10 protein-coding genes, 1 tRNA gene and 1 riboswitch are annotated in these 12,821 nt (G+C 44.9%); of the genes, 3 read left to right on the forward strand and 8 right to left on the reverse strand.

Annotated elements, in window-relative coordinates:
• Position 1: 1 nt before the first annotated feature.
• From BO18_RS03625 to BO18_RS03635, 3 genes are all read right to left on the reverse strand, one after another.
• Complete coding sequence (locus tag BO18_RS03625; RefSeq protein ID WP_034443664.1) at positions 2–1,294, reverse strand: ABC transporter substrate-binding protein; 1,293 nt, start codon at positions 1,292–1,294, stop codon at positions 2–4.
• 258 nt (positions 1,295–1,552) lie between these two features.
• Positions 1,553–2,731: a phosphoribosylaminoimidazolecarboxamide formyltransferase gene (locus BO18_RS03630; RefSeq protein WP_034443666.1), complete on the reverse strand. Its 1,179-nt coding sequence runs from the start codon at positions 2,729–2,731 to the stop codon at positions 1,553–1,555.
• 4 nt (positions 2,732–2,735) lie between these two features.
• Positions 2,736–3,455: an IMP cyclohydrolase gene (locus BO18_RS03635; protein ID WP_034443668.1), complete on the reverse strand. Its 720-nt coding sequence runs from the start codon at positions 3,453–3,455 to the stop codon at positions 2,736–2,738.
• A 253-nt stretch (positions 3,456–3,708) separates the two neighbouring features.
• Positions 3,709–3,794, reverse strand: a riboswitch (ZMP/ZTP riboswitch).
• A 167-nt stretch (positions 3,795–3,961) separates the two neighbouring features.
• On the opposite strand from BO18_RS03635, the gene BO18_RS03640 reads away from it, so the two are divergent.
• A complete protein-coding gene (locus BO18_RS03640; protein ID WP_034443670.1) occupies positions 3,962–5,500 on the forward strand; it encodes an alpha-amylase family glycosyl hydrolase in 1,539 nt (512 codons plus the stop codon).
• Positions 5,501–5,711: 211 nt separating this feature from the next.
• Here the strand turns inward: BO18_RS03640 and glmS are convergent, their stop codons facing one another.
• The 3 genes from glmS to BO18_RS03655 are packed head-to-tail and all read right to left on the reverse strand — an operon-like array spanning position 5,712 to position 9,626.
• The gene (glmS, locus tag BO18_RS03645; protein ID WP_034443673.1) at positions 5,712–7,583 is read right to left on the reverse strand and encodes a glutamine--fructose-6-phosphate transaminase (isomerizing); all 1,872 of its coding nucleotides are present in this window, start codon (positions 7,581–7,583) and stop codon (positions 5,712–5,714) included.
• A gap of 33 nt (positions 7,584–7,616) precedes the next feature.
• The gene (glmM, locus tag BO18_RS03650; protein WP_034443674.1) at positions 7,617–8,963 is read right to left on the reverse strand and encodes a phosphoglucosamine mutase; all 1,347 of its coding nucleotides are present in this window, start codon (positions 8,961–8,963) and stop codon (positions 7,617–7,619) included.
• A complete protein-coding gene (locus tag BO18_RS03655; RefSeq protein ID WP_034443676.1) occupies positions 8,964–9,626 on the reverse strand; it encodes an acyltransferase in 663 nt (220 codons plus the stop codon). It lies immediately after the preceding gene.
• Between the two features lie 182 nt (positions 9,627–9,808).
• Between BO18_RS03655 and BO18_RS03660 the strand changes: the two genes are divergently transcribed.
• Complete coding sequence (locus BO18_RS03660) at positions 9,809–10,756, forward strand: SH3 domain-containing protein (protein WP_034443679.1); 948 nt, start codon at positions 9,809–9,811, stop codon at positions 10,754–10,756.
• Between the two features lie 127 nt (positions 10,757–10,883).
• Positions 10,884–10,956: transfer RNA gene (locus BO18_RS03665), tRNA-Thr, on the forward strand.
• Positions 10,957–11,126: 170 nt separating this feature from the next.
• Here the strand turns inward: BO18_RS03665 and BO18_RS03670 are convergent.
• Positions 11,127–11,642, reverse strand: coding sequence for a DUF4364 family protein (locus BO18_RS03670; protein WP_051688479.1), 516 nt, complete (start codon positions 11,640–11,642; stop codon positions 11,127–11,129).
• A 16-nt stretch (positions 11,643–11,658) separates the two neighbouring features.
• Entirely contained in the window at positions 11,659–12,813 is a 1,155-nt protein-coding gene (locus BO18_RS03675; RefSeq protein WP_034443681.1) for an NAD(P)-dependent malic enzyme, read from the reverse strand.
• Between the last annotated feature and the right edge of the window lie 8 nt (positions 12,814–12,821).

The following is a 12,821-nucleotide window of genomic DNA, read 5'->3' on the forward strand; positions in this document are numbered from 1 at the left end:
CTTATAGCTTTGAATACCAGTCACTGGCTACTTTTTTGAACTCTTTTAAGAATCCAGCAGCATCAAGTTCTCCCTTTGCATATTTCTGATACACAAAGGAGAAACCGTTCTGGCCCAGGCCCTCTGCCATTTCCATCCAATGCCAGTTGGAGGTCTTTCCGGAAGAAATATAGCTGGAAATAACCGGTGCAAAGGGGTCAGATGCCACATATTTGGAATCTACGAAGGGGCTAGCAAATCCAGCCTGTTCCACAAGGATCTTCTGTCCATTATCCTCAGAACACCACTGAAGGAAAGCAAGGGCTGCATCAACCTGCCCTTCCTTTGATACTGCCCACCAGTTAGGCGCGTTTGTAAGGATAGTATCCATGCCATCTTCAAAGGCATAGGGAATCATTCCTACCTGGAAGCTGCCAGCTTTGGCATAGTCATCAGATGCTGAAAGTGTTGCGCCAATCCAGGACCCCTGGGTTACAAAGGCATACTTTCCTGCAGCAAAGTTAGCTACCTGGTCATCATAGGTACCATCTACCAGAAGGTCAGGGTCTGAATACTCATTGAAAAGACCTATCATCTCTGCGAAATGTGAAAATCTGGTATCATCGATACCGCCGCCATTTTTCATAAGGTCAATATAAGTGGTATCTGTTCTTGAAAGACCGGAGTCGATATATGCTCCTGTGATGTGGTTTCCGGCTGACCAGCCAAGGTTTTCAGGCTCAGCACAGTAACCTATTACCGCTTTAAGCCCCAATTTGTCCTTTTGAGCGTCAATGGTCTCAAAAGCTTTTTTCATGGCATCCGGACCTGTTATAGATGCAGGATCTACGCCTGCTTTAGAAAGAATGTCTGCATTATAAGCAAGGCCTATGGCCTCTGTGGTATATGGAAATCCCAGAGTCCCATAGGTTGGATCGATATAGGCTGCATCAGTTCTGGAAGCCCAGTCCTGATCACTCATATCAACAAGAAGTCCTTCCCAGTTGCCAAAACCTGAGGATTCACAGGCTATGATATCAGGCATCTGGTCAGATAGATAGTAGCCCTTCAATGTAGCCTGGGCATCGACGCCTGACTGAACAGTAATGATATTCACCTTCACTCCTGTTTCAGCCTCGTATGCCTTGCCAAGGGCCTCCATCTGAGTGGCTACCTCACTCTTAATATTTAATAAAGAGATAGAACTGGCGCTTTCGGTTGCATCAGCTTCTACCTCTTTACTTTGTCCACAGCCCACTGTGAGACACAAAAGTGACATCACAAGAGCCAGTGGGATTATTGTTTTTCTCTTCATGGCGCAACTCCCTTCTTTTCTACAAAAAAGCATAAGGCCGTAAAGATATTATACGGTATTGCGCGTACATTTTGTTTATTCTTGACGTTATATTATAAAACTTTAATAATTTGTTACTATTCAGAGCCAAGCAGAAATACTAGAAAAGGCAACTATCGAGCTTGCTCGAATAGATGCCTTTCTAATATTTCTATTTGGCGGATATCCGACAACTCGGAAACATTTATGTTTCCGAGTCTTGGCTCTGAATAGTTCAAATCAATGATGGAACAGACGAAGACCTGTAAATGCCATAACCATATCGTGGTTATTTGCTGCCTCGATAACATTGTCATCTCTTACAGAACCGCCGGGCTGAGCCACATACTTAACGCCGCTTCTGAAAGCTCTTTCGATGTTATCTCCAAATGGGAAGAAAGCATCTGAACCAAGGGCCACATCAGTGTTCTTGTCAAGCCAAGCTCTCTTTTCAGCCTGTGTGAATACCTCGGGCTTCTCCTTAAAGATATTCTGCCACTTGCCATCTGCAAGAACATCCATGTAGTCCTCACCAATGTAAAGATCAATAGCATTATCCCTGTCAGGGCGCTTAATGCTGTCAAGGAAAGGAAGGTTCAGAACCTGAGGAGCCTGACGAAGGAACCAGTTGTCAGCCTTTGAGCCAGCAAGTCTTGTGCAGTGGATTCTGGACTGCTGACCTGCTCCGATTCCGATTGCCTGTCCGCCCTTTACGTAGCATACAGAGTTGGACTGAGTGTATTTAAGGGTGATAAGGGCTATCTTAAGGTCGATGAGAGCCGACTCGGGAAGGTCCTTATTGTCTGTAACGATATTCTGGAACATCTCGTCGTTGATCTCAACAAAGTTATGTCCCTGCTCGAAGGTAATACCGAAAACCTGCTTCTTTTCGCTGTTTTCAGGAACATAATTGGGATCAACCTTGATAACAGCGTAGTTTCCGCCCTTCTTAGCCTTTAAGATCTCAAGAGCCTCATCTGTATATCCGGGAGCAATTATGCCGTCGGAAACTTCTCTTTTAACAAGTCTTGCTGTATCAGCATCGCAGACATCTGAAAGGGAGATGAAATCACCAAAGGAAGACATTCTGTCTGCGCCACGGGCTCTTGCATAAGCGTTTGCAAGAGGGCTCAGCTCTCCAAGATCCTCTACCCAGTAGATCTTCTTCTCAATATCTGTAAGTGGTGTTCCAACAGCTGCACCTGCAGGTGAAACGTGCTTGAAGGATGTGGCTGCAGGAAGTCCTGTAGCTTTTTTCATCTCAGCAACAAGCTGCCATCCGTTTAATGCATCAAGAAGGTTGATGTATCCTGGTCTTCCGTTGAGAACCTCGATAGGAAGGTCCTGTCCGTTTTCCATATAAACCCTTGAAGGCTTCTGGTTTGGGTTGCATCCGTATTTTAACTGAATCTCATTCATCGTATCAGTTCTCCTTTCTTATGTTCTTGTTGTAAATCCTGGTCTCTACTGCTCCTGTGGCAATCTCAATATATCTTGTGAAAAGAGATACCTTGTTATCAGAGTTTAATGCAGACCATACGGTATCTGTAAACGTATTGATATCACCCGTTATATTTACCTTTGTAGGCTCTCCCTCAAAGCTTGGAAGTGGGTTTCCATCTCCCATGTAGGTGTGGATAAAGAAGCCTTCACCTGCCTTAGGATTCTCATAGGTATAAGTAAATCTCTGGCATGAAGAAGGATCCCCATTATTGCTCTTTAAGATTGAAAGGGCAAAATCATACTTGCCGTTCTTAACGTTCATGATTCCGGAAATTCTTGGTGTGTAGTTAGGAGCATCAGGCTCGAACTCTCTGGTCCTAAGAGACTCCTCAAAGCTCTGTCCTGCCTGCATAAGCTCATAGATAGTATCTGTCTGGTCACCGTTTGTAACGATGGTTGAAGTACCTCTTACCCTTACAGGAGCGTAGATGATAAGGCTTGGGTCCTCCATCTTGGATGGATCAAAGGCTTCAGTGCGGATGCCCTGTCCCTCCTCTACAAATACTCTGTTTCTTGAGTTCTCGCTTCTTCCCATAATGAAGTAAGCGCATACAGCATACTTTCCATCCTCAGATGTTCCAAGGATGATTCCTCTTCCCGGATAGGTTGTGCTGCTGATTTCCTTTGTTAAATCTACCATGTGCTTCCCCTTTCTACGTTTTGCGTGAAGCAGACTCGAAAATGCTTCGCACATCTTCGTCTTGCGTGAAGCAGACTCGAAAATGCTTCGCACATCTTCGTCTTGCGTGAAGCAGACTCGAAAATGCTTCGCATTTCCTCGTTCGCGTCGCTCGCCATATATCGGAATGTATCCAGCTCTGCAAGCAGGCTGGATACATTCCGATGCATGGCTCTGCTTCACGCGCAAAAGACCGCCTGAGCATACCTCTAAAAGCGGTTGCCCAGGCGGTCGACTTATCAACAATATTTCTGTACTCCCTTGTGGTTACCCACTCATCCGCCAGTTGTACAGACATGTATACCATACACTTTTCAAACGAAAATTTCAAGATGGATTTTAGTTTCCTTTGTGAAAGACATGAGTGTTTCCGGTAACGTTTCCGAATAGTCTGGCAATTTGACCCGAATTGTGATAATGTTCTAATTAGATGCTTAAAAAACGTATTTTATTAGGGGAGGTAAATTATGCCCGGATGGTTAAGAGACGCTATTTTTTATGAGATATATCCTCAGTCCTTCAAGGATACCGACTCAGACGGAATCGGAGATCTTGCAGGAATAATTGAAAAGCTTGACTATGTTAAGAGTATTGGCTGCAATGCTCTTTGGATCAATCCATGCTTTGACTCTCCTTTCAAGGATGCAGGCTACGACGTAAGGGATTATAAAAAGGTTGCTCCCCGTTATGGTTCCAATGAGGATCTGGTGCGGCTCTTTGACGAGGCTCATAAGCGCCATATTCACGTGCTTCTTGATCTGGTTCCTGGGCATACTTCCGAGGAGCATGAATGGTTTTTAGAGAGTAAGAAGGCCGAGAGAAATGAGTACTCCGACAGATATGTATGGACAAAGGCTGCATTCCAGGGAATTGGAGGTCACCCTTATATTGGCGGAGAGGCAGACAGAGACGGCTGCTATATGCTTAACTTCTTCAAGTGCCAGCCCGCTCTGAACTACGGCTTTGGCAAGGTTACAGAAGACTGGCAGCTTTCCCCAGATGATCCTGCATGTATCGCAACAAGAGAAGCCATGAAGGACATCATGAGATTCTGGCTTGATAAAGGCTGCGACGGCTTCAGAGTTGATATGGCAGACTCTCTGGTAAAAGAGGATGATGAGAATAAGTCAGCTACTGGCGCAATCTGGAAAAACATTAGAGAAATGCTGGATGCAGAATATCCCGAGGCAGCAATTATTTCTGAGTGGAGCAATCCTAATCAGTCCCTTAAGAGCGGCTTCCATGCAGACTTTTACCTGGACCACCACGGAAACGGCTACAACACCCTTATAAGAGATAACGAGACCCCCGGAGGCGACCACAGCTTCCTTAAAAAGGACGGAAACGGCGATATCATGAGATTCTTAAGTGACTATCTGCCCAAGTATGATTCCACCAAGGACTACGGTTACATTAGTTTTATCACCTGTAACCACGACACTCCAAGGCCCAGAAGGACACTTGATTATCATGAGCTGAAGCTTGCATATGCCCTGTTCCTTACTCTTCCCGGAGTTCCATTTATTTATTACGGTGATGAGATTGGTATGAGATACCTTGATATTCCAACTAAGGAAGGTGGCTACCACAGAACAGGTACCAGAACTCCAATGCAGTGGGATCACAGCAAGAATCATGGTTTTTCCAATGCTTCAGAAGATAAGCTCTACCTGCCATTAGATCCTGCAGAGGATGCTCCCACAGTAGCCGACCAGGAAAATGATCCTTCATCCCTGCTTAACACTGTAAAAGAGCTCACCAGAATCCGCCACGAGCACGCAGACCTTCAGGCCGACGCAGAATTTGAAGTCATCTACGCCGAGCAGAACGAATTCCCCTTCGTCTTCCGCCGCGGAGATCTGGTAATCGGAATCAACCCATCAGAGAAGAAGGCAACTGCAAGCCTTCCCAAGAATTACATGAAGACAGTCTACAAGATTGGGGACATAGAGCTTAAGGATGCTTCGCTCCACATGCAACCTCAATCCTTCGTAATTCTAAAGTGATAAGTGAAGAAACACAGCACAAGGACTGGAAAAGTCCATTCAAGCGAACAAATTCAAGCGAGACGGCGATGATTTGCCAATAAAAAAACAGATAGGCTTCAACTGCTTTGAACAAGCGTGAAAGTTGAAGGCTATCTGTTTTTGAATTGTTGCAAATCGAGTTGGCGAGCATGGAGCAGAATGGACTTTTCCAGTCCTTATCCGTCATTCATCACTCAACCGTTACGCTCTTTGCGAGGTTCCTTGGCTTATCAACGTCAAGGCCCTTGGCAACTGAAGTGTAATATCCAAGAAGCTGAAGAGGAATAATAGCAAGGCTTCCTACGAAGTGCTCGTCTACCTTTGGAATATAAACAGTGAAGTTTACCTGATCCTCTACATTGTACTGTCCGTAAGTTGTAACTCCCATGAGGTATGCACCACGGCTCTTGCACTCTACCATGTTGGAAATTGTCTTTTCCATAAGGTCAGACTGTGTAAGAACACCGATTACAAGGGTCTCAGGCTCAATGAGGGAAATTGTTCCGTGCTTAAGCTCTCCTGCTGCGTATGCCTCTGAATGGATGTAGCTTATCTCCTTCATCTTAAGGCTTCCCTCAAGGGAAATAGCATAGTCAATACCTCTTCCGATAAAGAAGATGTCATGAGCATTGGAGTACTTTGCAGCAAACCACTGGAGGCGCTCCTTCTCATCAAGGATCTTCTCAATCTTCTCAGGAAGGCTCTTGATCTCATCTATGTAATATGCCATCTTTGCAGGATCTTCGATGGTTCCTCTTGCCTCGGCAAGCTTGAGGGTAAGAAGATATCCGCAAACAAGCTGGCAGCTGTAGGCCTTAGTTGTAGCAACTGAAATCTCAGGGCCAGCAAGAGTGTACATAACGTGATCAGCTTCTCTTGCAATAGATGAGCCAATAACGTTTACAATAGCAAGTGTTTTGATTCCCTTATCCTTTGCAAGACGAAGGGCAGCAAGAGAATCTGCTGTCTCTCCGGACTGGGAAATAATAACTGCAAGAGCATTCTTATCAAGATGCTGCTTACGGTATCTGAACTCAGATGCAAGCTCAACTCTTACAGGAATATCTGCCATCTCCTCAATGACATACTGAACTTCTACTCCAACATGCCATGCGGAGCCACAAGCAATGATATAAAACTGTGAAATCTCTTTTGCCTCTTCCTCAGTGATACCCACCTCAGAAAGATCGATCTTGCCATCCTTCACATACTTGGCAATGGTATCTGCTACTGCCTTTGGCTGCTCGTGGATCTCCTTCATCATGAAGTGCTCGTATCCACCCTTTTCTGCAGCTTCTGCTGAGAAAGTAACAGTTGTAACTTCCTTCTCAACCTCATCACCGTCAAGGTTAAAGAATGTAACCTCGCCGCCTTTGATCCTTGCCATCTCCATGTTGTCGATGTAGTAAACATCTCTTGTGTACTTTAAGATTGCAGGAACATCAGAAGCTATGAAGGACTCATCCCCCTGAACACCAATGATCATAGGTGACTGCTGCCTTGCAACATAGATCTCGCCGGGATGATCCGCAAACATAACCTCAAGGGCATAAGAACCACGTACTCTCACAAGGGTCTTTGCAATAGCATCGATTGGTCCAACTTGATATTTCTTGTAATAATAATCAACAAGCTTGATCAGAACCTCAGTATCAGTATCTGAATAGAACTTGTAACCATGTCTTATAAGCTTTTCCTTAAGTTCCTGGAAGTTCTCAATAATACCGTTGTGTACACCAACAACCTCAGATTCTACCTCTCCTGAGCCTGAGCCTGTGCAGTTTCCACTTACGTGAGGATGAGCATTGATAAGGCTTGGTGCTCCATGGGTAGCCCATCTGGTATGACCAATACCGCAGTTACCGGCAAGTGCAGTACCTCCATTGGTCTTGTTGGCAAGATTCTCCAGTTTGCCAACGGCCTTTACAACTACAGCCTGCTTTTCACCATCTCTTACAGCGATTCCGGCTGAGTCATATCCTCTGTACTCAAGTTTTGCAAGTCCGTCAAGCAGTACGGGACCAGCCTGTCTGTGTCCTATATAACCTACTATTCCACACATATGTCTTTTTCTCCATTTATGAATCTAAAATTTTTACTCAAGATGTCCCTTTGCACGGATAACATCAATTACCTGATCAACATACTTCTCGCAGATCTCATCAGTTTCAGCTTCTACCATTACACGGATAAGTGGCTCCGTACCTGACTCTCTTACAAGGATACGTCCTGTATCTCCAAGAGCCTCTGCCACCTCTTCAACAGCCTTCTGAACATCAGGATCGTTCTGTGCTTCAGGCTTACTCTTTACTCTGACGTTCTTAAGAACCTGAGGATAGAATACAACAGGCGCTGCCAGCTCGCTCATAGGCTTCTCTTTTGCAAGCATTACTTCCATCAGCATAAGGCTGGTAAGGATTCCGTCACCGGTTGTAGCATACTTGGTGAAGATGATGTGTCCGGACTGTTCTCCGCCCACACGATGGCCATAAGTTACCATGTTCTCGTACACGTACTTATCACCAACAGCAGTCTTCTCGTATTCGATACCAACTTTATCAAGAGCCTTGTAAAGGCCGAAGTTACTCATTACGGTTGTAACAACCTTGTTATTGCTAAGGGCGCCGATTTCCTTAAGGTAACGTCCGCAGATGTAGATGATATGATCACCTGTAAGGACCTTTCCGTTCTCATCAACAGCAAGGCATCTGTCAGCATCACCATCATAGGCAAAACCAACATCAAGGCCTTTCTCAACTACAAACTTCTGCAGATGCTCAATGTGTGTGGATCCGCAGTCTGTATTGATGTTAAGGCCATCAGGATTGTTATTGATAACGTAAGTCTTTGCACCAAGAGCATCAAACACAGCCTTTGCGATCTGCCATGAAGCACCATTAGCGCAGTCAAGACCGATCTTTTTATCCTTAAAGCTGGACTTGGAGTTTGAAATAAGGTAACCCACGTAGCGATTTCTTCCTGCCACGTAGTCAACTGTTCTACCAATCTCAGCTCTTTCTGCTACAGGTATCTCAATCTTGCCGTCAATGTAATCCTCAACTCTGAGGATTGTCTCCTCATCCATCTTCTCGCCATTGCCGTTAAAGAGCTTTATGCCGTTATCATAGAATGGATTGTGAGATGCAGAGATCATGATTCCGCAGTCAAAATCATCAACTCTTGTGATATATGCAACTGAAGGAGTAGTTGTAACGTGCATGATATATGCATCAGCTCCGCTGGCCATAAGACCTGTGCAGAGAGCATACTCAAACATGTAGCTGCTTCTTCTTGTGTCTTTTCCTATAACTACCTTAGCCTTCTTGCCATGGTTTGCACCATAGTACCAGCCAAGATACCTTCCTATCTGAACTGCATGCTCAAAGGACAGATTTTTGTTAGCCTCTCCTCTGAATCCGTCTGTTCCGAAATACTTGCCCATTTATCTCTCCTCCTTGTGGATGATCTCTCCATTGTTCTTATATATTGAATTCTCAGGAACGACACCCCTTACGCAGGATGTAGGATAAACATTGGAATTACGGCCAATAACGGTTCCCGGATTGCAAACGCTGTTGCAACCAACCTCAACATGATCTCCAAGCATTGCACCAAACTTCTTTATGCCGGTCTCAATATTCTCAGTTCCATTGTGGACAACTACAAGCTTCTTATCACTCTTTACATTAGAAGTAATGGAGCCTGCTCCCATGTGTGAGTAGTAGCCAAGAATACTGTCTCCAACATAGTTATAATGAGGAGTCTGAACATGATCGAACAAAATAACATTCTTAAGCTCAACGCTGTTACCTACTACACAGTCTGCACCAACAAGAGCGCTGCCACGGATAAATGCCCCATGACGAACCTCAGTATTTGGTCCAATGATACAAGGGCTTCCAAGATATGCGCTCTCAAAAACAGTAGCGCTCTTATGAACCCAGACATTCTCCTTAACTTCTGTATAGTCATCCCCAAGCTTTGGTCCCAGCTCCAGGATAAGATCTTTGATTCCCTTTAATGCTTCCCAAGGGTACGTAAACTGCCTAAGATAATCCCCGGCAAGAGTGTGATCCAGATCATAAAGATCAGTTATTGTATACATTTAATAAAAAGCCTCTCTTTCTATTATGCAAGATATCCTATCTTACATCTGAAGAACATTATATGTTTTCATCCCCTCTTAGTCAACAAAATGGATTTTTTCGCCGATTTGACATATTATTACGGCTAATGTAAAATTTTAACGCAATGAGAAAAAGAAATATTAATATAAGTAACTTAATATTGCTATCCAGTTTCGCAGGAGTCTTTTGCATTGTAGCAGGTGTCTGCGCAGGAATAGACAGAGACAGTCAGATTGTTTCCAGCAGCTCTTTTTCAAGTCTCGAGGTCATTGATACCATGGCATCCTCCATTGAGAGTGCAACCACAGAAGCAGTGGCTATGATCGACGAAGAGGAGGCAGATACTGTAAGTGTTTCGTCAAAAGAGAATTCGACTAATCTCGACATTCTTCATACAGTATTTACCGTAACTGAGTACGAGACGCCAGTAACAATGTACACCAGCGATACCGTCAATGTCAGATCCGGAGCGGGAACTGACTATGACAAGCTTGGTAAGCTCCGCTGGGGATCAGAGACACAGGTTACAGGCGAGACAGATAATGGCTGGTACGAGGTTTCCTACGACGATACCACTGCTTTTATCATGGCAGACTACATAGTATCTGAACTTCCCGGAACACCTTATGTTTTCGTGGGAGATTCAAGAACAGTACAGATGCAGATGGCTGTTGGTTCCTCAGATAAGGCCTATATCGCCAAGGTTGGCGAAGGCTACAGCTGGTTCCAGAACACCGCTCTTTCTGAGATTCCTCACTACGCCGGAAACGGCACTACAATGATCATCAACTTCGGTGTTAATGATCTTGCTAATGCCAGCAAGTATATAAAGCTCATTAACAGCAACATCGATGCCTGGACAGAGGCCGGCATTACCGTTTACTACGCCGCTGTTACTCCTGTAGGAAGCAGTGCTTCCGTATCCAATGCTCAGATTGAAAGCTTCAATGCCAAGATGCAGGCCGAGCTTGATCCAAGAGTTCAGTGGATTGATGGTTATTCATACCTGAGCCAGACAGGCTTTAGTTCAAACGATGGCCTTCACTACAATTCAGACACTTACAGGAATCTTTATTCCTATTACATGTCCGTTATCTCACAGGTTTAAATATCAAAACCCTCAGATCAATTGATCCGAGGGTTTCTTTTTAGTTACAACTGAGTAAACAAATGGCGTTGACAAACCCTAGTCACCCCGCTATAATAATTTTTGCGACTGTCGAAAGACATAGCAAGCTGTTGTAGCACAGTCGGTAGTGCGTCGCATTGGTAGTGCGGAGGTCACGAGTTCGATTCTCGTCAGCAGCTTGAATGATATAGGTATCATAAATAGAACCCCTTAACATACTTGTATGTTAAGGGGTTTTATTTAATGATCCGAACAAACATGAGAAAGTAGGCAGATATGCCGGATTTCGAATGTTTGTAGGATTGCGGGAACGAAGTGGAGCAATCCGTATATCATTCAAGCATTATCATCACAGGAGCTGGGAAAAGAGATACTGATAAATATCCTGGTTCTTGACCTTCCACTCGTCCATCATCTTCTGAGCCATCTCCTCAGTGGGAACCGGTATCTTAAGCTCCAAGATGCTCTGGCCGTTTTCTATGGCTGTCAGGTGTACCAGATACTCATTCTCACCGGTCTTCCTGTAATTTCCCTGAATAGCTGCTTCATTGCGGATCCTGATGCTGTTTGCTTCCATGTACTCATCCACCTGCTGCCTGATGGAAGGATTTATCCTGTTGCCGAAAAACTCTAAGGTCTGGGCACCTTCATCGGTGATCTCAAGATAAGTTCTGTTAGCCATGGTCTTTTCGCTGATAAGGGACTGGGAGGCAAGTTCACTGAATACCTCCTGCAGCGTCAAGAAATTCGTATACTCTTTTTCCAGGATAAAATCATAGATCTGGGACTTGGAAAGAGGTACATCGCTGCGCTTTAGCATGTACAGAACTATCATCTTATAAAGGGTCAGGTACTGGGAACTCAATTTAAAATTACTCCAATCAATCTACTACGTGTGCCTTTACAGCGGCGCTTATTACATCTGCAACTCTTGGATCAAAGGCCTCAGGAAGGATGTTCGTATCGCTAAGCTCCTCCTCGGGGACCAGTGAAGCCAGTGCCACCGCTGCAGCCAGTTTCATATCATCTGTTATCTGTTTAGCCCTTGCTTCCAGCGCACCCTTGAAGATGCCTGGGAAAACAAGAACGTTATTGACCTGGTTAGGGAAATCGCTTCTGCCTGTTCCGATGACTCTTACTCCTGCTTCCTTTGCCAGGTCAGGCATGATCTCAGGAACTGGATTGGCCATGGCGAACATGATTGCATCCTTATTCATCTGGGATGCCATTTCCTTTGTAACAATTCCAGGTGCTGAAACACCTACGAAAACATCTGCTCCCTTAAGGGCATCAGCCAGGGAACCTGTGAGCTGGTCAGGATTTGTCACATCCATCATCTTCTTTTGCATCCAGTTAAGGTCCTCGGAGTTCTTATGAAGGATTCCGGATTTATCGCACATGGTCACGTTCTTAAAGCCATAGGTCAAAAGAAGTCTTGTAATAGCAATTCCTGCGCTTCCTGCTCCGTTTACAACTACCTTGCAGTCCTCTTTCTTCTTGCCAACAACCTTAAGTCCGTTGATGATTCCTGCCAGGACAACAATGGCTGTACCGTGCTGGTCGTCATGGAACACGGGAATGTCCAGTATCTCTTTTAACCTCTCCTCGATCTCAAAGCATCTTGGAGCTGAAATATCCTCCAGGTTGATGCCGCCAAAACCGGGAGCAAGATAAGTCACAGCCTTGATGATCTCCTCAGTGTCCTGAGTATCTAAGCAGATAGGCACTGCGTTGACTCCGCCAAACTCCTTGAAGAGAACTGCCTTGCCCTCCATAACAGGCATTGCTGCGTAAGGACCGATGTTTCCAAGTCCAAGAACAGCGCTTCCGTCAGAAACAACTGCAATTGTGTTGGACTTAATGGTGTATTTGTAGGCAAGCTCTTTATCCTGTGCTATAAGCTTACAGGGCTCTGCAACTCCGGGTGTGTAGGCCAGCGCCAGGTCTTCTCTGGTCTTGACCGGTGCCTTGGATGTTGTGAGCAGCTTCCCCTGCCACTCTTCATGAAGCTTCAGTGCTTTCTCTGCGTTTGTCATTACTTTAC

It is taken from the genome of Butyrivibrio sp. AE2032, from assembly GCF_000702965.1.